Origin of the sequence: Actinopolymorpha sp. B9G3 (assembly GCF_040120725.1) — a bacterium.
In the GTDB taxonomy this organism is placed as follows: Bacteria; Actinomycetota; Actinomycetes; order Propionibacteriales; family Actinopolymorphaceae; genus Thermasporomyces.
Window position 1 is genome coordinate 1 of the sequence record NZ_JBEEAB010000021.1, and the last position, 21817, is coordinate 21817.

14 protein-coding genes are annotated in these 21817 nt (G+C 66.9%); 11 read left to right on the forward strand and 3 right to left on the reverse strand.

The window, feature by feature from the left end; all coding sequences use genetic code 11:
- Positions 1 to 364 precede the first annotated feature (364 nt).
- The 4 genes from ABNF93_RS27610 (at position 365) to ABNF93_RS27625 (ending at position 5694) form a co-directional block, all read left to right on the forward strand.
- Positions 365 to 1600: an ROK family transcriptional regulator gene (locus tag ABNF93_RS27610; RefSeq protein ID WP_349331125.1), complete on the forward strand. Its 1236-nt coding sequence runs from the start codon at positions 365 to 367 to the stop codon at positions 1598 to 1600.
- A gap of 9 nt (positions 1601 to 1609) precedes the next feature.
- Positions 1610 to 3148 carry a sulfatase family protein gene (locus tag ABNF93_RS27615; protein ID WP_349331126.1) on the forward strand — a complete coding sequence of 513 codons (1539 nt, stop codon included), beginning with the start codon at positions 1610 to 1612 and terminating at the stop codon, positions 3146 to 3148.
- Positions 3145 to 4767: an alpha-L-arabinofuranosidase family protein gene (locus ABNF93_RS27620; RefSeq protein WP_349331127.1), complete on the forward strand. Its 1623-nt coding sequence runs from the start codon at positions 3145 to 3147 to the stop codon at positions 4765 to 4767. Before ABNF93_RS27615 ends, ABNF93_RS27620 begins: the two co-directional genes overlap by 4 nt.
- An 81-nt stretch (positions 4768 to 4848) precedes the next feature.
- A complete protein-coding gene (locus ABNF93_RS27625) occupies positions 4849 to 5694 on the forward strand; it encodes an alpha/beta fold hydrolase (protein WP_349331128.1) in 846 nt (281 codons plus the stop codon).
- A gap of 168 nt (positions 5695 to 5862) precedes the next feature.
- On the opposite strand, the gene ABNF93_RS27630 is transcribed toward ABNF93_RS27625, so the two are convergent.
- Complete coding sequence (locus ABNF93_RS27630) at positions 5863 to 7359, reverse strand: SulP family inorganic anion transporter (RefSeq protein WP_502877634.1); 1497 nt, start codon at positions 7357 to 7359, stop codon at positions 5863 to 5865.
- Positions 7360 to 7762: 403 nt separating this feature from the next.
- Between ABNF93_RS27630 and ABNF93_RS27635 the strand changes: the two genes are divergently transcribed.
- The 7 genes from ABNF93_RS27635 to ABNF93_RS27665 all read left to right on the forward strand — a co-directional run bounded on the left by ABNF93_RS27635 (position 7763) and on the right by ABNF93_RS27665 (position 17772).
- Positions 7763 to 9343 carry a UDP-N-acetylmuramoyl-L-alanyl-D-glutamate--2,6-diaminopimelate ligase gene (locus ABNF93_RS27635; RefSeq protein ID WP_349331129.1) on the forward strand — a complete coding sequence of 527 codons (1581 nt, stop codon included), beginning with the start codon at positions 7763 to 7765 and terminating at the stop codon, positions 9341 to 9343.
- A gap of 181 nt (positions 9344 to 9524) precedes the next feature.
- Positions 9525 to 10853 carry a GNAT family N-acetyltransferase gene (locus ABNF93_RS27640; protein ID WP_349331130.1) on the forward strand — a complete coding sequence of 443 codons (1329 nt, stop codon included), beginning with the start codon at positions 9525 to 9527 and terminating at the stop codon, positions 10851 to 10853.
- Between the two features lie 220 nt (positions 10854 to 11073).
- Positions 11074 to 12150, forward strand: coding sequence for a phospho-N-acetylmuramoyl-pentapeptide-transferase (mraY, locus tag ABNF93_RS27645; protein WP_349331131.1), 1077 nt, complete (start codon positions 11074 to 11076; stop codon positions 12148 to 12150).
- Positions 12151 to 12188: 38 nt separating this feature from the next.
- Complete coding sequence (gene murJ / locus ABNF93_RS27650) at positions 12189 to 13721, forward strand: murein biosynthesis integral membrane protein MurJ (RefSeq protein ID WP_349331132.1); 1533 nt, start codon at positions 12189 to 12191, stop codon at positions 13719 to 13721.
- A gap of 38 nt (positions 13722 to 13759) precedes the next feature.
- Complete coding sequence (locus tag ABNF93_RS27655; RefSeq protein ID WP_349331133.1) at positions 13760 to 13936, forward strand: trypsin-like serine protease; 177 nt, start codon at positions 13760 to 13762, stop codon at positions 13934 to 13936.
- Between the two features lie 112 nt (positions 13937 to 14048).
- On the forward strand, positions 14049 to 16550 hold the full coding sequence (locus ABNF93_RS27660; RefSeq protein WP_349331134.1) for a DEAD/DEAH box helicase: 2502 nt from the start codon (positions 14049 to 14051) through the stop codon (positions 16548 to 16550).
- Between the two features lie 103 nt (positions 16551 to 16653).
- On the forward strand, positions 16654 to 17772 hold the full coding sequence (locus ABNF93_RS27665) for an MASE1 domain-containing protein (protein WP_349331135.1): 1119 nt from the start codon (positions 16654 to 16656) through the stop codon (positions 17770 to 17772).
- Between the two features lie 74 nt (positions 17773 to 17846).
- On the opposite strand, the gene ABNF93_RS27670 is transcribed toward ABNF93_RS27665, so the two are convergent.
- Both ABNF93_RS27670 and ABNF93_RS27675 read right to left on the reverse strand, forming a co-directional pair.
- Complete coding sequence (locus ABNF93_RS27670) at positions 17847 to 19832, reverse strand: ABC transporter substrate-binding protein (RefSeq protein WP_349331136.1); 1986 nt, start codon at positions 19830 to 19832, stop codon at positions 17847 to 17849.
- 155 nt (positions 19833 to 19987) lie between these two features.
- Positions 19988 to 21580: an ABC-F family ATP-binding cassette domain-containing protein gene (locus ABNF93_RS27675; protein WP_349331137.1), complete on the reverse strand. Its 1593-nt coding sequence runs from the start codon at positions 21578 to 21580 to the stop codon at positions 19988 to 19990.
- Positions 21581 to 21817: the final 237 nt, after the last annotated feature.

Sequence of the window (21817 nt, forward strand, 5' to 3'; positions counted from 1 at the left end):
AACGCCTACTCGCGCTCAACACCGCCATCTGGCACAACTGGATCATCGGCGCACCCGTAAAACGCTCCCTAATCGCCTACGACCACTGATCGCTGACCTGATCAAAATTTCCGATCAACGATCTAGGGGGTGTCCCCTGGATCTTGGCCGGGCTCGCGACCCTGATCCACGGGACACCCCCTAGTCGGCCGGGTTCCGCCCCCGTCGTGCTCGCGCGCCCTCGGGGGAATCCGAGCCGGGGCCCCACAGGACCGCGGATGGTCAGCGCTTGACCTTGAACGACGCCACCAAATGATCGCCGCCGTACCCGGGTCAATCTTCTTGAGTATTGACAGAATAGTGGTCCGCTCGTCAGACTCCAGCCATGCCAGAGCCGTCCTCGAGTGTGCTGCGCCTGCTCCGCGAGAGTCATGAGGAGCGACTGCTCGCGGCGCTCCGCGTCCATGGCGCGCTGAGCCGGGCAGAGCTCGGACGGCGTACCGGACTGTCCCGCGCCACGTTGTACGCGATCATCCAGCACCTGATCGCCACCGACCGGGTGGTCGAGCTTCCGGCCGTGGCTTCGCCGTCCCGCGGTCGGGGGCGGCCGGCCACGTTGGTGACGCTGAACCCGTCGGGTGGTCTGGCGCTCGGGCTCGACCTCGGCCACCGGCGCATCCACGCGGCTGTCGCCAACGTCGCCCACGAGGTGGTCGGCGCGGCGAGTGAGCGCTGCGGTGAACGGACTCCGTGGGCCACCCGGCTCGAGATCGCCCTCGGCCTGGTCGACCAGCTCGCCGAGGAGGCGCACATCTCGCTCGCGGCCCTCGACGGTGTCGGCGCCGGGGTGATCGGCCCGGTGTCCGAGCCAGCCGATGCGAAGCATCGGCGCAGTCGGGTCGAGCTGGTGCGGGACGGGCTGGCCGACAGGTACGGCGTGCCCGTCCTCATCGACAACAACACCCGCCTCGCCGCACTTGCCGAGTCCATCTGGGGCAGTGGTGCCGGCGTCCCGAACGTCCTCTACGTACGCCTGTCCTACGGAGTCGGCGGCGGCTTGGTGCTGGGCGGCCACCTCCACTCGGGCGCGGCCGGCGGCGCGGGCGAGTTCGGTCACGTCAGCGTCGATCCGGACGGACCCCCCTGTCACTGCGGCGGCCGCGGTTGCCTCGAGCGGTACGTCTCGATCGCGGCGATCCTCGAGCAGTGCGACGCACGACGACTCGACCACGTACTCGACCGGCTGCGTTCGGGAGACCGGCGGACGCGTGAGGTCATCACCGCGGCGGGCATCCGCCTCGGCAGGGTCATCGCAGCCGCGTGCAACGTCGTCAACCCCGAGGTCGTCGTCGTGGGCGGAGAACTCGCCGCCGCCGGCGACCTGCTGCTCGACCCGGCGCGGGAAGCACTCCACGCCTATGCCCACCGTCAGGTACGCCAGGGCCTCCAGCTCCATGGTGCGGAGCTGGGCGACGAGGCGGCCGCCCGCGGCGGCATCGCCCTGGTCCTGCGCAAGTCAGCCCTGCTGGCCGGATATCCCCCTGCGACGGCCGCTCCTGTGACCCGTGACGCAGACAGAGACGGTTGGGGCACGCTGGCCGTCGACCTCCACCGGGAGTAGGGAGACGATGTGACCGGAGGATCACGATCCAACGTCCTGCTGCTCATGACCGACCAGCACCGGCTCGACACACTGGGCTGCTACGGCAACGACGTCTGCGAGACGCCGGCGCTCGACGGGCTCGCGGCGTCCGGGACGCGGTTCGAGCACTGCTACACGCCGACCGCGATCTGTACGCCCGCGCGGGCCACCCTGCTCACCGGCGTCCTGCCGTTCCGGCACACGCTTCTTGCCAACTACGAACGCAATGTCGGCTATCGCGAGGAACTCGGCGGCCGGTTCCCTCCGTTCTCGGAGGCACTGGCGGACGCCGGCTACCGGCTCGGCCATGTCGGCAAGTGGCATGTCGGTAAGGAGAACGGGCCGCGGGAGTTCGGTTTCGACGGCGAGCACTACCCAGGCTGGGGGAATCCGGTCCGCCATCCGGACTACCTGCGGTATCTCGCCGACCGCGGCCTGCCGGAGTTCCGGCTGCGCTCGGAGGTGCGCGGCTCGTTCCCCAACGGGCAGCCCGGCAACCTTCTCGCCGGGGTGCTCGAGCAGCCGGTCGAGGCGACATTCGAGTACTTCCTCGCCGAGCGGACGATCGAACGGCTCCGAAGCTACGCCGGGCACCGCCGCACCGACGGCAGGCCGTTCTTCCTTGCCTGTCACTGGTTCGGGCCACACCTGCCGTACTGCCTGCCGGAGTCGTACTACCACCGCTACGACCCGGCGGCGGTCGAACTGCCGGCCTCGATGGCGGAGACGTTCGACGGGAAGCCACGGGTCCAGCGGCACTACTCCGCGCACTGGACGTTCGACAGTTTCTCCCCCGACGACTGGCGGCAGCTGATCGCGGCGTACTGGGGCTACGTCAGCCTCATCGACAGCCAGGTCGGGCGGATCCTGCGGGCGCTGGAGGAGTTGGGCCTGACCGACGACACCGCCGTGCTCTTCACCGCCGACCACGGCGAGTTCACCGGATCGCATCGCCTGCACGACAAGGGCCCGGCGATGTACGACGACATCTACCGCATCCCGCTACTCGCCCGGGTGCCCGGCAGTGCTGCATCCGCGGCCGGCGCCGCGTGGCCGGGAGGCCGCGTCGACGACTCGTTCGTCACCCTCGCCGACCTCACGCCGACGTTCCTCGACCTGGCGGGACTACCGGCACCCGCATACTTCGACGGCGCCAGCCTGCTCCCCCTCCTCCGCGAGGGGCGTCGCCCCGATCGGGCGGATCACGTGGTCGCGGAGTTCCATGGCCACCACTTCCCTTATCCGCAACGGATGATTCGCACCCGTACGCACAAGCTCGTGGTCAGTCCCGCCGACGACAACGAGCTGTACGACCTCACCGCCGACCCGCACGAGCTGCGCAACCGCTACCACGACCAGGCGTTCGCGGACGTACGCCGCGAGTTGCTCGGCACGCTCTACCGCGTCCTGCGCGAGCGGGGCGACAACTTCTACCACTGGATGACGTCGATGTACGACGTGGGCGAGAAGACCTACGACGCCGCGCTCAGCCACGTCGACGACCACGCAGGAAAGGGTTCTGAGTGAACCACGTCGAGGCGAGGATCGAGATCGACCGCGACCGCGAGATCGGCCGGATCGAGGAGAACATCTACGGCCACTTCCTGGAGTCCAGCTTCTTCGGCAACATCGAAGGCGGCGTCTTCGACGAGGGTTCTCCGCACTCCTATGCGGGCGACGGACCGCGGGCGGGGCTGCGCCGCGACGTCATCGAGGCCTGCCAGGACCTGGGGCTGACGGTGGTGCGCTGGCCGGGCGGGAACGTCGCCTCGCCGTACCACTGGGAGGACGGCATCGGCCCGCGCGGCGACCGCCCACGCAGGCTCGAACTCGCCTGGGGCTCGGAGGAGACCAACCGGTTCGGCACCGACGAGTTCCTGGCCTGGTGCGCCGAAGTCGGCACCCAGCCGTACCTCGTGCACAGTTGCCGCGACGTCGACGAGGCGGTCCGGTGGGTGGAGTACACCAACCACACCGGTGACACGGACTACACCAGGCGCCGGGCCGCGGGTGGGCATCCTGATGCCTACGGCGTGCGCTACTGGGGACTCGGCAATGAGGTCTACGGTCAGTGGCAGATGGGCCACCGGTCGCCCGAGGAGTACGCCGCCGCGGCCCGCGACCACGCCCAGTTCATGCGCAAGGTGGACCCGTCGATCCGCCTCGTCGCGGTCGGCACTCCCAGTGAGCGCTGGACCCGCCCGGTGCTGGAGCGGGTCGGCAGTCTCGTCGACTACGTCTCCCTGCACCTCTACGGTGCCTCCACGCACCTCTACACCGCCGACAGTGGTGACGACGACTACGACGCGGTGGTCGCCCAGCCGCTCTACTTCGAACGCCAGATCCACGAGTACGCCCACCTCGTCGCGAACCTTGCCGCGGCGGCCGGGGTGGAGCGGCCACTCGCACTGGCTCTGGACGAGTGGAACATCCGCCACCTCGAACCCGTCGACTGGCCCGAGCCCCAGCCCTCCCCCGACGGTGTCGTCGTCAGCCGCGACACCGAGCGGGTGAACGGTCGGCCTGCTCGGCTCCGCGTCAACCGGTGGAGTCCGCGCACTCTCGCCGACGCGCTGTTCTATGCGGGCGTCTTCCATGCTCTGCACCGCGCGAGTGGCCTCACCGTGCCGCCGACCATGGCCAACACGGTCAACCTGGTCAACGCCAACGGGCTGCTCGCCGTACGACCGGGCGGTGTCGTACGGTCCGCGTCGTACCACGTGTGGAACCTCTACCAGAACCACACCGGCACCATCGCCATCCACGCGGACGTGTACGGACCGGCGCGCACCGGTGCCGTCCGTCAGGGCGACAGCCGCGACGGCAGCGGGGGCTTCGCGACCCGGCCTGGGTCGGTGCCGATGCTCGACGCCTCCGCCACCCTCACCGACGACCGCCGCCTTCGCCTCGCCGTCATCAACCGGTCGCGCACCGACGGCATTCGTACCCGGATCATCCTCGACGGACGGGCGGCATTACCTCCCGGCACCGTCCACGACCTCGGAGCGGATGAATCCGACACCATGGCCACCAACACTCTCGACAGTCCGAACCGCATCCGACTCAGTGACCGCGGGCACGTCACACTCGACGGCGGGACCTACACCTTCCCGCCCCACTCCGTCACCCTGCTGTCCTTCACCTGAGGCGAACCGCGCGGTCGGACCAGGCTCGTCGAAACCGTAAGCCCCTTTGACGACAGGCTGCGTACCCGGGAGTCTGTGCCGGTGGACGAGATACGGGAACGCGCGGTGACACTCGACGATGGCGCCCAACTGTGGACGATGAGTTCCGGACCCACCAGCGGATCGCCTGTCGTCCTGTGCCATGGCGGGCCGGGCCTGTGGGACGACCTCAGCTCGATTGCCACCATGCTGGATTCGACCCATCGCGTCCATCGGTACGACCAGCGGGGCTGTGGCCGATCGACCGGACCTGATGACTACCGGGTAGACCGGGCACTCGCCGACCTCGATGGGCTGCGCCGACACTGGGGCTATGACCGGTGGACGGTCTTCGGCCACTCGTGGGGAGCGACCCTCGCCCTCGCGTACGCATGGACCTACCCCGAACACGCGCAGGCCGTGATCTACTGCAGCGGGGTCGGACCAGGGACGGAGTGGCGGGAGCCGTACTACGCAGAGTCCGCCAGGCGGCTCACGCCCCGGCAGCAGGAGCGGCGGGATGAGCTGGAACAGCAGGAGGAGCGGAGCTGGGACGAGGAAGTCGAGTACCGCATGCTGTGCTGGCTACCGGGCTATGCCGATCCTTCGAGGGCTGAAGCCTGGGCAAGGGAGGCTGCCGCCGTCCCATTCGACATCAACTGGCGGGCCAACCGAGGCCTTTGGACCGACCGACCTGACGAGATCACACTCGCCACGAAGGTGACCGCTCCGACTCTGATCATCCATGGTGAGCAGGACCCGCGTCCACTGGCCAACGTCCGAAGACTTCTCGACCTGCTGCCGAGCGCCACGCTTGCTGCCATCCCCAAGGCAGGACACTCCCCGTGGCTCGAGGACCCCGCAGCCGTATCGGCCCGACTACGCGCCTTCCTTTCCGCGCACGGATAGCGTGCCACCTGCGCGAGGGAACCATAAAGGACCAGACCCGCAACCTCGTCGGCGTCCTGGCCCCAGGCCACCGCGCGACCGATCATCTCCTCATGAGAGGCATTCATGTCCGCCGAGCCTAGGCCTTACCCCCTCGAGGATCGCGGCCACAGATCCTCGGGCCAGGTCTCAGTGGCTGCCGGTGAGCTCACCGGAGAGCTTGTCGTGGATCTTGGCGCTCTGTCGGTTCAGGCCGACAATCTCAACGGTCTTGCCGCGCTGTTCGTACTTTGTCGTCACCGCGTCCAGGGCCGCGACTGAGGAGGCGTCCCAGATGTGGGCGTCGGTGAGGTCGATGACGATGCTGTCGGGATCGTTCGCGTAGTCGAACTGGTACACGAGGTCGTTGCTGGACGCGAAGAACAGCTCGCCGGTGACGCAGTACACGACTCCGTTCCCGTCGGGGTCGGTGACGGCGGTGACGTTGACCAGGTGGGCGACGCGGCGGGCGAAGATGACCAGGCCGGTGAACGACCCGACCACGACGCCGATCGCGAGGTTGTGGGTGGCAACCACCGCGGCGACGGTGACCACCATGACGGTGATCTCGCCGGCCGGCATCCGTTTGAGGGTCTTGGGAGCGATGGAGTGCCAGTCGAACGTGCTGAACGCCACCAACACCATCACCGCGACCAAAGCGGCCATCGGGATGTCGGACACGACCGGCCCGCACACGATGCACAGGACCATCAGGAACAGTCCCGCCAGGAAGGTGGACAGGCGGGTGCGGGCACCGTTCTTCACGTTGATCATGGTCTGGCCGATCATCGCGCAGCCACCCATGCCGCCGAAGAAGCCCGTCACAAGGTTGGCGACACCTTGGCCGATGGACTCACGGGTCTTGTTCGAGTGGGTGTCGGTGATGTCGTCGACGAGCTTCGCCGTCATGAGTGACTCCATCAGACCCACCAGCGCCAACGCGAGCGCGTACGGGGCGATGGTCACCAGGGTCTCGGCCGTGAACGGTACGTCTGGCAGGCCCGGCACGGGCAGGAAGCTGGGTAACGCGCCCTTGTCTCCGACGGTGGGGACCGCGATGCCGGCAGCGAGGGTGATCGCGGTCAGGATGATGATGGAGACCAGGGGCGCCGGGACCGCCCGGGTGATTCTTGGGAAGGCCACGATCAGGGCCAGTCCGCCGATGACAAGCGGGTACACCGCCCACGGCACGTCCAACAGTTCGGGCACCTGGGCGAGGAAGATCAAGATGGCGAGCGCGTTGACGAAGCCGACCATGACCGACCGCGGTACGAACCGCATCAGCCTGGCCACGCCGAGGGCACCGAGGATCACCTGCAGGAGGCCGCCGAGGATCACGGCAGCCACCAGGTAGCCCAGGCCGTGTTCACGGTTGAGTGGAGCGATGACCAGTGCGACCGCACCCGTCGCCGCCGAGATCATCGCCGGACGCCCACCCACCAGGGCGATCGTGACTGCCATGGTGAACGACGCGAACAGGCCGACACGGGGGTCGACGCCGGCGATGATCGAGAACGAGATCGCCTCCGGGATCAGCGCGAGCGCAACGACCAGCCCGGACAACACCTCGGTGCGGAAGACCTTCGGCGAGAGCCAGGAGGGGCGAAAACCGCGCAGCCGTGAGGGCGACAGCAGGAAACTCGGCACGATGGGAACCCGTCAAGCTCGGGCGCGTCGGTGACTCAGCACGCGCGAAGGAAACAGTGGTCGTGTACATGGCCGGCCGCTGACTGTTTCGAGGGCGCGCCGGGCTGGTCCATTCCGGCGAACCGAAGTCCGGCTCACCAGGGAGAACTCAGGGCGGGCAGGAAGCGCGACGGGACATCAGGGCACGACGATGCCAAACTCCTGACGTCTGCGACCGTGCCGGAGGCTTCATCGGCCCGGCGGTGAACTCAACTGGGCGCCGGTACCGGGTTGCCACCGTCCTTCGCCCAAGCTTGCCTTACATCCTATCGTCCGGCCCGGGCGCGGCCTCCAGGGCGGGCGTTCGTTCGCGGCGTCCGTGCGGCTTGTTCCGGTCGCCGGAGGCTGAAACACTGTCGGCGAGATGCGCGAGCGAGACGTCGGGGCGCATCCACTGGGCAGGATGCCGGCCAGCGTCCAGTCTGCGGACCAGATAGTCGAGGAAACGTCAGAGGAAACGATGCTACTGAGTGACCTGCTATCTGATCTGGACTGGTCTCTGGTCTCCGGTAATGCGCAGCAGCCGATTACAGATATCACTGCTCATTCGGATGATGTGAAAGATGGAAGTCTCTTCGTCTGTCTCAAGGGCGGGCGCGTCGATGGGCACTCCTACATCCCGGAGTGTGGCCTGCGTGGCGCCAAAGCGTTCCTCGTCGAGGACATCCATGCCGCTGCGATGGCGGCGCCCGGCTCGACGGTTGTGCAAGTGCCGAGCACTCGGGCTGCCGCAGGACGAGTGGCGAGCCGGTTCTTCCGGCAGCCCACCAGGGACATGACGGTCATAGCCGTTACCGGAACTGATGGAAAATCCTCGGTGACCAACATGGTCGGTGGAGCCCTTACGAGGCTCGGCCGGCCCACGGGAACGGTCGGCACTACCGGTGTATCGCTCGACGGCAGCCCGGTCGCCCATCCCAGATCTACCCCCACGACGCCAGAGGCGATTGACCTGCAGAGGATCTTCGCTGGTCTGCGAGAACGCGGGGCGACAAGTGTTGTTCTGGAGGCCTCGTCGATCGCGTTGGCTGCCGAGAGGCTTGCCGGATCGAGAGTAGACATCGGCGTCCTCACCAATCTCACGAGTGATCACCTGGACGCGCACGGGTCGATGGAAGGGTATCGTCAAGCGAAACTCAGACTGTTCGAGATGTGCGCTCGTGCCATAGTGAACGGCGATGACAACTTCTCGAACGTCATTAGTCGGGAGACCCGTGGCCCTGTTCTGACGTACGGAATTGAAGGGCGAGCCCACGCGTTCATGGCCAGCGATATTCAGGTCGATGGAACAGGCGCGACGTTCGTCATATCCCATGGCGGGCACAATGTGCGAGCGGCGTCCGAGACTCCAGGGATCTTCGCGGTGTACAACTGTCTGGCTGCTACGGCGGTCTGCGTCGAATTGGGCTACGGACTTGCGGAGGCTGTGGAAGCCACGTCGCAGTCGAGTTCGGTGCCTGGGAGATTCCAGGTCCTACGGTCAACAGACGGACTGAGAGTCATCGTCGACTACGCGCACACCGCAGTTGGCCTCCGGAGTCTCCTCAAGACTGTGAGGGCGCTCTCGAAGGGGCGAGTTATCACAGTCTTCGGATGTGGTGGCGATAGGGATAAGACGAAGCGAGAGCCGATGGGGATTGTCGCCGGATCTGGTTCCGACGTTTGCGTTCTTACCAGCGACAACCCGAGAAGCGAAGATCCTGAGGACATCATGAGGCAGGTGGAGGGTGGCCTGAAGCAGACAGCCTGTCGATATGTGAAGCTCTCCAACCGTGAGGACGCCATTCAGTGGGCAATCGACGAGGCGCTCCGTCATGACGTGGTAGTGGTCGCCGGCAAAGGGGACGAGAAGTACCAGATCGTGGGGGACGAGGTGGTCGAGTTCAGCGATGCAGCGGCAGTTGATCGTTGCCTGGCAAGGTCTCGGGGCACCTGCGATCGGTGATGCCTGCCGGTCACCAGTGAGTGAGTTCATGCGCGAATACGACCCAGTGGACACCGACGGTATACGTGTTCGGCGGTGTGGACGGTCCACGAAATTCGGTTGGGCGGGGCAGACGCGTCTCCTACCGTGGTCGAAATGATCAGCGACCGTGGGCGTGGACCTACCGAGCCGGAGGTGCGATGTGCGACGGGACTTTGGTGATGGACTGGTCCTTCGCTGGTCCACGGCGAGGGACACCGAGGACATCGCCGAGTTGAACAGCCTGGTGTTCCGGGGCAGCGAGGACGACGAACCAAACCTTGGCCTGGCGAACACTGTGCGACGGCACATGCGAGGTGACTACCCATTCATGGGGCCCGAGGATGTCGTCGTCGTCGAGGACACCCGCAAGGAGGGCAACCGGATCGTCGCCAGTGCCTTCTACCTGCAGGAGGACTGGGAGTTCGAGGGGATCGTTGTTCCGGTGGCCCGTCCGGACATCGTGGCGACCGAGCCGGGTTACCGGAACAGAGGCTTGATTCGCACTGCCCTCGATGTCATGCACGAGCGGTCCGCGCGTGAAGGTAGGCCGGTGCAGGCGATTACGGGCATCCCGTTCTTCTATCGCCAGTTCGGCTACGAGTATGCGGTCGACGAGCGTGGTCGGGTCACGGTCGCACTTGGACTGCTGCCCGACGAGCCGTCAGGAAGCGGTGAGCAGTACCGGCTGCGGCAAGCGCGGGACGAGGACATCCCTTCCATTGCCGCATGCCACCGGCGCCAGCAGTCCACGTACCTGGTATCGCGTCGCCTACCTGACTCGTTCTGGAAGTACCACATCGACGCGGAGCACGAGAAAGGGCCAGCATGGAGTGATGCTCGCGTGCGGGTCATCGAAAGGGCCGATGGTGACTTCTGTGGCTTCGTCTTCACGCCTTATCGTCGGTCGGCAGATGTCTTCCTGACCTCCATGATCGGATCCACGCCAGGGACCAACCTTTATGACCTGGCCCCCGCGCTGCTGCGTGAACTCAAGCGCCTGGGTGAAGAGGAACCTACGAAGGGCGGGCCGGACAGGCCGCTGCAGCGGCTCATCCTCGAACTGGGTCGGGACCATCCTCTCTACGACGCCCTCCGGCCGGAGTGGCTGCCACACCGCGAGCCGCCCGCCGCCTGGTACGTACGGGTGCCTGACCTGCCAGGCTTCCTGCGCCTGATCGCGCCGATCCTCGAAAGACGGCTCGTGAACTCGACGTTCACGGGCTACAGCGGCGAGCTCACCCTCGACTTCTACCGCGCTGGCCTGCGGATGTGCTTCGAGAACGGCAAGCTGACGAATGTCCAGGACTGCCGGTTCCGAACGTACGAGGCGATGGGCGGCTTTCCGCCGCTGATCTTCCTACGCCTGGTGTTCGGACACAGCTCGCTACGCGAGCTGCGCGCCCCGTATCCCGACATCTGGGTGAACAGTGAGGCCGAGGCGCTACTGGAGGCCCTCTTCCCCAAGCGCAGGTCCCGCCTGGTCGACTAAAGGTGTCCCGTGGATCTTTGCCAGGCTCGCGACATCCCGCATCCCGCCTGGCTGCCGTCGGCCACGGCGCCGGGTATGACGCGGGGCGACAGGCCGTATCGCTATCGTCAACGGTTCAAGAGCGCTGTGGGACCAGCTGCTGGAAAGCGGCGTGACGGAGGGTAACCGTTGTGGCTGAGGAGATGTCGGCGATCGGCAGGAACGTCGGCAGGTATGACGGATGAAAGCGATCCTCTTCGGTGGTGTCGTATCGCTCGTCCTGTCCCTCGCGCTGACTCCCTTGGTGGCCCGGTTCTTCGTACGGAAGGGCCTCGGCCAACCCATCCACGACGACATGCCGATGCACCAGGTCAAGCAGGGGATCCCCACCATGGGTGGGACGGCGGTCATCGCCGCCGCCGTCATCGGGTACCTGGTTGCACACCTTGTCGCCGGCGCCGGGCCGTCGGCGTCTGGCATGCTCGTCCTGCTCCTGCTGGTCGGCCTCGGTGCGGTCGGCTTCCTCGACGACTACCTGAAGGTCACTCGCGAACGGAACCTCGGCCTACGCGGCCGCACGAAGCTGGTCGGCCAAACCCTGGTAGCCGTCGTGTTCGCCATCCTCGCCATCCAGCTTCCCGACGCCGACGGGCTCACCCCCGCGTCGACCTTCGTCTCCTTCATGCGCGACCTCCCCGGCCTGCAACTCGGAGCCGTGATCTTCGTCTTGTGGGCACTGTTCATGGTGTCCGCCACGTCTAACGGCGTGAACCTGATCGACGGCATGGACGGACTCGCCGCGGGCACCTGCGTCCCCGTCTTCGCCGGCTACACGATCGTCTGCGTCTGGCAGTTCAACCAGTCATGCGCGGCAGCCGACGTGCCCGGCTGCTACCAGGTACGCGACCCGTACGACCTCGCGATCATCGCGTTCTCCTTGGCCGCCGCCTGCGGCGGATTCCTGTGGTGGAACGCCAACCCGGCCCGGATCATCATGGGCGACACCGGTGCGCTCGGGCTCGGCGGCGCCATCGCCGGCCTCGCCATCACGACCCGGACCGAACTGCTGCTCATCGTCATCGGCGGACTGTACGTCGCGGCCAACGCCTCGGTGATCCTGCAGCGTGGTTACTTCAAGTTGACCAGACGCCTCACCGGCACCCCCCGCCGGATCTTCCTGAATTCCCCCATTCAGCACCACTACGAGCACAAGGGCTGGCCAGAGATCACCATCGTGATCCGCTTCTGGATCATCTGCGGCATCCTCGTCGCCTCGGGACTCGGCATGTTCTACGCCGAGTGGCTCACCCATTCCTGATCTCGTCTGGTCGCGCCGTGTCGGGACGGAGGACGAGAGTGGGCTCTGCGGCAGCCCTGCTGACGCTGCTCAGTGCGGCTTCGGCGCTCCTGGGCTTCGGACGCGACGTGGTCATCGCGGCGGTGTTCGGTGCCGGAGCTGTGCTCGACGCCTACCTGGTGAGTCAGGGGTTGATGAACCTCATCCTGGGCCTGGTCGCAGGCGCGATGGCCAAGGCGCTGGTTCCGGTGGTCGCGCGTGCGACGGCCACCGAGGAGACCGCACAGCGTGCCAACCACAGTGCGACGGTTGTCCTCTCGGTCACCGTGCTGGTCCTGGGTGTGGCGTCAGTGATGCTGTGGCTGCTCACCCGTCCGGTGGTCAGAGTGCTGGCGCCGGGGTTCGATGCCGCGCAGTCCGAGCTGGCGGTGACGTCGACCCGGATCATCCTGGTCGCCGTCGTCTTCGTCGCCGGCACGAACCTGCTCGCTGCGGTCGCCCAGGCGCGCCGACGGTTCTTCTGGGCGGGTGTGCAGGGGGTGCCGTTCAACCTGGTCATGATCGGTACGGTCGCGGCGTTCGGTCCGCGCTACGGCGTGGCGGCGCTGGCTGCGGGATTCGTTCTCGGTTCGGCTGCCCGGCTGGTGTGTCAGCTGGTCCCGCTGCGGGCGATCGGGCTGCGGCTTCGGATCAGTTTCGACCTGCGTGATCCGGGGTTCCGATCCGTCGCCCGGCTGGCACCACCGCTCCTGGTCGGCAGCGCCATCGTCAACGTCAACACCCTCGTCGACCGGGCAGTCGGCTCGTTCCTGGGTGAGGGCGTCATCTCCGCACTGTCGTACGGCTGGAGGCTGGTCACGCTGCCGGAGATGCTCGTGGTCGTGTCACTGGTGACGGTGCTCTACCCTGCCTTCGGTGCCGCGGCCGACGACCGAGGCGAGCTGCGCCGGCTGGTCGGCCAGGGCCTGAGCACCGTGATGGTCGTCATCGCGCCGATGAGCGCGGCGCTGCTGGTGTGCGCGCCGTTCGTTGTCCAGATCGTCTACCAGCGAGGCAGTTTTGACGCCGAGGCCGGGGAGGCGACCTCCACGGCGGTGATGTGGTACGCGCCGGCGTTGCTTGCCCTCGCCTGGCGGGAGGTCGTCACCAGAGCGTCGTACGCCGTCGGTGACACCGTGACCCCCGTCCTGGTGGCGCTTGTGGCGATGGCGGTGAACATCGTCGGCGATGTCACGCTCGGTCCTGTCTTCGGGGTGCCCGGGCTGGCCGGGACGACGGTGCTGTCCGTCGGATGCGCCGCGCTTCTCAACACCTGGCTCCTGCGACGCCGGCATGGGGCCGTACGCCTCCGGCACGTCGCCGGACTGTTGGCACGGACCGGCTGCGCCGCGGTCCTCTCCGTGCCCGCCGGTCTGCTGTGCGTCCACCTCGTCGCCGACCGAATCGGTGACGGAGCCATGGGTGCGGCCGTCACTGCCGCCCTCTCCAGCATGAGCATCGCTGCGGTCTTCCTCGCCGTCCTCGCAGCGATCCGCGCACCCGAGTTGAGCGTCCTCACCGCGGCCGTACGAATCGTGCTCCGCCGCGGCTGAACGGCGGAAGGCGCTATGCCGAGGGAACGGTGTTCGACATGATCGAGACCACCGCCTGCGTCCAACCCGGCGACAGCGGCGGCTCGCTCTACCAGGGAAGCACCGCGATCGGGATCACGTCTGGCGGCACCGTCGGCAGTTGCGGCGCCGGGTTCCAGTCGTTCTTCCAGCCAGTCGGCGAGGCGCTGGCGGCGGGCGGGCTCAGCCTGCTCTGATCCGTCGACCCGCAGGACACCCCGTGGCGAGCATGGTCGCCACGGGGTGTTCTGATGTCGAGGCCGGGCTCGTCGGTGAGGTCCGGGGGTCCGAGGTGTGACACTGAACGGCATGTCCACGAGCGAGCTTCCCCCGTCGGCCGCCGGTCCGACGGCCGGTGGCGTGGCCCGCCCGGATCCGCTCCGCGTCCTGTCCCGGCTGGCGGCGGCGGGCGACCGGGCGGAGCGGATCGTGCACGTAGAGTCGACACCAGGCCGCCCCGGACGGACGGCGCCGTGGCCGGACTGGGTGCCCCGCGAGGTCGTACGCCGGCTCAGGGCGCGGGGGATCGAGCGCCCTTGGACCCACCAGGTCGAGACCGCCGAGTCGATGCGGGCGGGTCGAGATGTCGTCGTCGCGACCGGCACGGCGTCGGGCAAGTCGCTCGGCTACCTCCTGCCCCTGCTCGCCGACGTGCTCACCCCGCAGGCACGTGCCGGTCGAGGCGGAAGACGGCGGGTGTCACGCCGGCCCCGGGAGCCGCTGCCGGGCCAGCTCACCCTGGACTTCGACATCGCCGGCATGTTCAGGATCGACGAGCCGAACGGACGCCGCGCCGGCCCCGGCCGCGGGCGTACCGCTCTGTACCTCGCACCGACCAAGGCCCTCGCCGCCGACCAGCTCCGGGCCGTGACCGCGCTCGGCGGGCCGGACCTGCCGGCCGTGACCTACGACGGCGACAGCTCGCGGGACTACCGCGACTGGGCTCGCAACCACGCGGCGTACCTCCTGACCAACCCCGACATGCTGCACCGTTCGTTGCTACCGGGGCACGAGCGGTGGGCACGGTTCTTCGGCTCGCTTGCCTACGTCGTGATCGACGAGTGCCACCACTACCGCGGCGTGTTCGGCTCCCACGTCGCCCAGGTGCTGCGGCGACTCCAGCGGATCCTCGAACATCACGGCGCCGATCCCGTCTTCGTGCTGGCGTCGGCGACGGTGCGTGCGCCCGCCGAGTCGGCCGAACGACTGATCGGGCGCCCGACGGCGGAGGTGACGGAGGACGGCTCGCCGCACGGCGGGCTGTCGTTCGCGCTGTGGGAGCCGCCGGTCACCTCCCTGCGGGGTGAGCACGGGATGCCGCTGCGCCGGAGCGCGACGTCCGAGGCCGCCGACCTGCTGGCCCTTCTGGTCGCCGACGGTGTGCGGTCGGTGGCGTTCGTACGCTCCCGGCGGGGTGCCGAGCTGGTCTCGACCCTGGCCCGGGAACACCTTTCCAAGCTCGACCCCGCGCTGGAGAGCAGGGTCGCGGCCTACCGTGGCGGTTACCTCCCCGAGGAACGCCGCGAGCTCGAACGCGCACTGCAGGACGGCAGCCTGCTCGCGGTCGCGACGACGAGCGCGTTGGAGCTGGGCATCGACATCGCGGGGCTCGACGCCGTGCTCCTCGCCGGCTATCCAGGGACCAGGGCCGCCGTCTGGCAGCGAGCCGGTCGCGCCGGGCGTGACGGGCACGGCGCACTCGCCGTCTTCATCCCGCGGAACGATCCGCTGGACGCCTATCTCGTACGGCACCCCGAGGCATTGTTCGGCCCGCCTGTGGAGGCGACAGTCTTCGATCCGGACAATCCTTACGTCGTACGACCGCACCTGGCGGCCGCGGCCGCCGAACTGCCCGTGACGGACGCGGATCTGAAGCGGTTCGGGCCGGCGGCTTCGGAGGCGTTGGCAGCCCTCGAGGCGGAGGGCAAGCTCCGGCGGCGGGCGTCCGGTTGGTTCTGGGTCCTCCGTGACCGCGCAAGCGACCTCACCGACATCCGGTCGGGCGGCGGGCTCCAGGTCAGGCTGATCGAGGCGTCGACCGGCCGGCTGCTGGGCACGGTCGACGCCGCCGCCTCGCACGCCGCGGTGCACGACGGCGCCGTCTATGTCCACCAGGGCGACACCTACGTCGTCGATCGTCTGGACCTCGACGCCGGTGTCGCCGTCGTTTCGGCTGCGGGCAGCGATCACGACCACTCCACGGTCGTCCGCGAGACCAGCGACGTGCGGGTGCTGGCGAGCGACCGGCGGGTGGACTGGGGTGAGGCGTCGCTGGAACTCGGATCGGTCGAGGTCACGAGCCAGGTCGTGTCCTACCTCAAGATCTCGCTCTCCGGCGAGCCGCTGGGTGAGCATCCGCTGACGCTGCCGCCGCGCACCCTGCGGACCCGCGCGGTCTGGTGGACGCTCCCTGACCACCTGCTGACCGCTGCCGGGCTCACCGAGGCGGACATTCCAGGCGCTGCCCATGCCGCGGAGCACGCGTCCATCGGCCTGCTCCCCCTGTTCGCGACCTGTGACCGTTGGGACATCGGCGGCGTCTCCACCGGACGTCACGCCGACACGGGACGGCCGACGGTGTTCGTGTACGACGGGCATCCGGGCGGTGCGGGCTTTGCCGAACGCGGGTTCGGGGCGGCGCACGAGTGGCTGGGGGCGACCCGTGCCGCCATCGCCGGCTGCGGATGCGACGACGGGTGCCCCGCATGCGTACAGTCACCGAAGTGCGGTAACGGCAACCATCCACTCGACAAGGCGGGCGCCGTCGGACTCCTCGACGTCCTACTCGCGAACGCACCCGACCAGCAGTGACCGCCGAGGGCCGCAGCGACGGGGCGTCGAACGCTTCTGCGATACCCCAGGACTTGGCAGAGCGGTAGGTGACTGCGTAACTTTGGCCCAGACGAGTTCCGGCTTGAACTCAGCGCACCTTAGCCGTCGGAAAAGGCGTCTGGAACGGCGGCAAGGCCGGATTTTTTATATGACCTGGGCAAGTGACCCCCGAATTCGGGCTTACCTCACCGTCGCCGCGCAGATTGTCGGCGTCGCTGTTGCCTATCACGGTGCCACCAGACTCGGGATGATGGGCTCATCGATCGGAAACATGAGTCCGTTCTGGCCGGCTTCGGGTGTCGCTCTCGTTGCATTGATGGTGTTTGGGTTACGCGTCGCTCCCGGAATCATGCTCGGCTCCCTGCCGCTCGAGCTCGCGCTGGCACCGACGATCGTTCCGGCAGTGGGAGCCTCGGTGGGGGACACGCTCGGACCCTTGTGCGGCTGCCTACTGCTGCGGTGGGTGGGCTTCCGACCAGAGCTGGACCGGTTCAAAGACGCTGTCGCACTGGTCGTTCTCGGTGCTTTTGTGGCGACGTTGGTGAACGCATTCTTCGGTCCTACCATCCTTCTGCTGACCGACCAGATTCCGGAGCGCCTCTTCGGGCCGACCCTGCTCATCTTCTGGACCGGCGACGTCATCGGCGTCCTGGCCGCCGCACCGCTGCTCTTCTCCCTGCGCAGATTTCCTCAGCTTCGAACCATGGGGTGGCGCGCCTGGGCAGAGATCGGGTTGTTGGCCGCAGTCTCCTTTGTCGTTCCTTTTGTCGAGCTTCGTGAAGTCGGCCTGTTCTTTCTGGCGTTCCCCATCATCGCGTGGGCGGCTTTGCGGTACCAGCTGATAGCGGTCACGCCGTGCACGTTCATCATTGCCGTCGTGGTGGTCGACGCGGCGACGCGCGGTGTCGGCCCGTTCGCCGGCGACGACGTGATGCGCCGGATGGTCGAGCTGCAACTCCTCAACGGTTCGTTGGTGCTCGGCGGGTTGTTCTTCGCGGTGGTGATCAGTCAGCGCGATCGCGCACGGCTCGACATCGAGCGGGCGTGTACCCGGCTCACCGAGGTCATCGAACACATCGAGGATCACGAGAGCCTCCTCCAGGCGGGAAAGTTGCCCTATGTGAAGGCCGCGAGCGAACTGCCTCGCCCACCCGACCCTCAGGAGTCGCCGCAGGGTGAGCGATCACCGAACTCCGGGTGACACCGCGCCGAGCGTCTGGTCCATCGGCTCCCAGCACGATGGGCCGACGGACGTCCCACGTAGGACGTGGGCGTTCAACTCGTCTCCTGAGGATTCCGGTACGCCAGCTGCTCCATCCCGGTCGTCGCGGTGAACTGGAGTCGATAGCTGAGGACCGCTTCTTCGCGGACGTTCATCAGGTCGGCATTGACGATCAGTGGCGTGAACGGCGTGGACACGGTGCCGATCATCCACACATTCTCGTCGTGCGCGGCAAGGATCTGTCGACCAAGCTCCTTGCGTGCCTCGTCGTCGATCTCTGTCACCATCTGGTCGTACAACCGCTGCAGCTCACGGAACTGTTCCGGTGGCTCCACTCCCGCCTCACCACCGGTCTCGTACCACTGACCGTAGGCGGGAGCCCAGTAGGTGAAGGCCGAGGTAGGCACGTACCACACCGGGTCGACGTCCCACAGGATTCCCGCAACCGTGTAGCCAGGGATATCCACCAGGTTTCCCGTGACACGCTCTGACCACAGGGTCCGGTCGATCCTCTCGAACTGCGCCTTGATCCCCACCTCTCGCCAGTGCTGCTTGACGAGTTCGTACGCGTCGGTGGCGTTGGCCGATCCACCGTACTCGTAGGTGAAGGTGGTGATGAGAAGCTCGAGGGTCTCGCCGTCGGGCCGGAGGCGGAAACCCTGGCCGTCCCGTGCTTCCAGTCCGGCCTTGTCGAGCAGGGCGTTTGCCTTGTCCACGTCGTACTCGGTGAACCGCTCGCCCGTACCCTCGACGAAGTAGTCGTCCTGAGGAACGGCGCACGGTTGCCGCGTACCGCCAGCGCCGCCGTAGAGGATCTTGTTGAGCTCGTCCCGGTTGAGGGCGTGGGACAGTCCGGCGCGGAAGTCGATGTTCTGCATCAGTGCGCGGAGCGCCGGATCCTTGGTGCTCTGGTTCATGTACATCGCGATCCATGGCGCGTCACTTGCCCACCGCAACACCCGGTAGCCGCCCTTGTCCGCCGACTCCGCCAGCAAGGGCATGTCACCGATGGGGACGCTTTCGAACTGCAGGTCGAGGTCGCCGTTGATCGCCCGAAGCGTGATGACCTCTGGATCCAGCAGTTCCTCGACGAGGCGATCGACGTACGGCAGTTGGTTGCCGCTGGTGTCGACCTTCCAGTAGTAGGGATTGCGCTCGGCCACCGCTCTCGATGTGCTGCCGCTCTTGGTCTCGACCTTCCACGGCGCCATGACCGGACGGTCGGGATTGGTGGCCGGGCTGTTCCGGTCGACGAAGTAGTCGACCCAGGTGTCGAACTTGGCGTCCTTCGCCTTCGCCTCCAGCTCGTCCTTCGGTACGAAGTCGGGGTGGAACTGGCTGAGGTAGTGCTTCGGTGCCAGCATGCTCCCCTGGAAGGCGCCCCGGAAGGCCATCTGCCGCAGGAGAAGACCGTGTGGCGCCGGGAAGTTGAACGTGATCGTGTGGTCGTCGACCTTCTTGATCGTGCACGGCTTGCCACCGACGGCGAGCCACGTCGGGAACACCGGCGTGAGTTCCTTGTTGGACAGGATCGCGTCGTAGTAGAACATCACATCGTCAGCGGTGAAGGGCTTGCCGTCTGACCACCGGGCGCCCTCGCGGAGGTGGAAGGTGTAGACCTTCCCACCCTCACTCACCTCCCACGACTCCGCGAGCCCCGGTTCCACCTGCGTCTGTCCTGGTGCCCACTCCACCAGGCCTTCACGGGACACGATCATGAATCGAGATGAGGGTGCGAGTGTCGTGGCCATGCGGATCGTGCCGCCGTAGCGCCCGACTCCCTCCAGCGGTGACACGACCGCCGGCGATCTGGGCAGACGTTCGGTGACAGGTGGCAGCTTTCCCTCCTTGACGAGTTCCGCCAGCATGGGCGCTTCCTTGCCCTGGGCCTCACCGCGGCCGGAGCCTTCTCCGTCCCGCTTCGTCGGCTCGGTGGACAGCAGGTCGCAGCCGGTCACCAAATAGGTCCCGACGAGCGTGCCGCTCGTCCACTTCAGGAGCGCGCGCCGGTCCATCTCGGAGGCTCGTCTTCGTGTCATCGTCCGATCAACTCATCTCGAGCATGGAGGGGTGATGCAGGGCGAGAACTCAGAGCTCCGGACTTCCGGTCCTGACCGAACCTCAGTCGTACTTCTAGCAGCCAGCCCGAAGGTCGTCAAGGTCGCGCGGACGGACGAGGACCGGTCAAGTGCCGTCAACTGGATGGAAGGCTCGCCCGCTCGCGGACCCTCCCGTCACCTTCGAATGCCAGCAGCCGATGGGCCACCTTCTCGATGAAGTAGCGGTCGTGGCTGACCACGACGACAGCGCCCGGGAAATGGACGAGTGCCCTTTCCATCACCTGCGTACTGGTGAGGTCGAGATGGTTGGTGGGCTCGTCGAGGATGACCGCCGCAGCACCCGAGAGCAGGCACTGTGCGAGGGCGACCCTGGCCCGCTGCCCGCCCGACAGCGTGCGGATCTTCTGCTGAAGGTCGATCTCCGAGAACTGGAAGAGGGCGAGGAAGCGGTTGACCTTCCGGCGCGGTGCGTGAAACGCCATGCTGTCCGGCAGCGCATTGACGGCGTGGCTTACGGTGTCGTCCGGATCCAACTCCGCCAGCATCTGGTTGTAGTAGATGAATCGCGTTCCCTTGCTCCACCAGACGCGACCCGCGTCAGGTGGGGACACCCCCGCGAGTACGTCGATGAGCGTCGTCTTCCCGCAGCCGTTGGGACCTGTGATCGCGAAGCGGTCGCCGCGGTGGATCTCCAGGGAGAGGTCCTCGAAGACGACATGGGGTCCGTACGCCTTCGTGAGGTTCTCCACGCGGCAGAGGTCGTTGCTGACATAGAGGTTGTCGTAGATGCTGGTGATGACGTTGTCGACCGGTCGCGGTGTGGCGTCCTTCCTGATGTTCGCCAGTCGTCGTCGAAGGTGCGGGGTGGGGTTCCTGGCGGCGTCGCGCCGGTCGGCGATCGCCTCCTGCTCGTAGGCCAGTAGCTCCTCTTCATGGACGAACTGTCGCTCCAGCGTCTTGAGCCGCATCTGCTTCTTGCGTACGTAGTCGGTGTAGGTCCCTTCGTACTCCTGCAGGTGATGGTTCTCGATCTCCACGATGCGATTGGCCACCACGTCGAGGAAGTGGCGGTCGTGCGAAACGACGATCAGGGCACCTCGGAACCCCTGGAACCAGGACTCCAACCAACGCAAACCTTCCAGGTCGAGGTAGTTGGTCGGCTCGTCCATGAGAAGGACGTCGGGCGCCTGCAGGAGAATTCGCGCGAGCGCAGCCCGGTTCCGCCAGCCTCCGGAGAGCCGGTCGACCGGCAGGTCGCGATGGCTGGTGCTGAATCCCAGCGTGGTCAGAACAGTGTCGATCCGGTTCTGGTAGGTCCATCCGTCGAGCGCCTCCATCTGCTCGAAGAGTGCTGCCTGCCGTGCCAGGAGTCTGGTCATCGTGGGCTCGTCGGAGGCTTCGTCGAGGGAGACCTCGAGAACGGTGAGTTCCTTCTCGACGGCATGGATGTCCGCGAACAACCCCTCCAACTCCTCCACGATCGTCTGCGTTCCGCTGAGCTCGGAAAACTGCGAGAAGTATCCGATGGTGACGCCATCGGTGATGTCGACAGTGCCGGCATCAGCCTCTTCGCGGCCGAGAACGAGATCGAGGAGCGTCGTCTTCCCGACTCCGTTGCGGCCGATGAGTCCGATCTTGTCGCCTTCGCTCAGGCGAAGATGGACCTCGCGCAGGACGACGTTCCCGTCGAAGCTCTTGCTGACATCAGCCAGGCGTATCCAACTCACAACGACTCCTTTCGGTCGTGGAAAGCTGCGTGTGGGGTGGGCGTTTCGGGTGGGCTGCGTCCGGCTCGAGAACGAAAAAGCACCCGAAGCCACACCGGCCGAGGCGTACGAACCCGGCTGGAACATGGCTTCGGGTGCTCTGAGCAAAGCTTCCGTGAGCTAGCGCGCCAGTGCACTACCCGAGTACATCGACGCGTTCTCCCGAAGGGTGGTGATGAGGTTTCCTCGCACGCTAGC

What these genes read in the sequence shown, in the direction of transcription:
- ABNF93_RS27635 (WP_349331129.1), top strand. Translation starts at nt 7,763, where the DNA reads ATGCGCGAGCGAGACGTCGGGGCGCATCCACTGGGCAGGATGCCGGCC.
- ABNF93_RS27660 (WP_349331134.1), top strand. Translation starts at nt 14,049, where the DNA reads ATGTCCACGAGCGAGCTTCCCCCGTCGGCCGCCGGTCCGACGGCCGGT.
- ABNF93_RS27610 (WP_349331125.1), top strand. Translation starts at nt 365, where the DNA reads ATGCCAGAGCCGTCCTCGAGTGTGCTGCGCCTGCTCCGCGAGAGTCAT.
- ABNF93_RS27670 (WP_349331136.1), bottom strand. Translation starts at nt 19,832, where the DNA reads ATGACACGAAGACGAGCCTCCGAGATGGACCGGCGCGCGCTCCTGAAG.
- ABNF93_RS27655 (WP_349331133.1), top strand. Translation starts at nt 13,760, where the DNA reads ATGATCGAGACCACCGCCTGCGTCCAACCCGGCGACAGCGGCGGCTCG.
- mraY (WP_349331131.1), top strand. Translation starts at nt 11,074, where the DNA reads ATGAAAGCGATCCTCTTCGGTGGTGTCGTATCGCTCGTCCTGTCCCTC.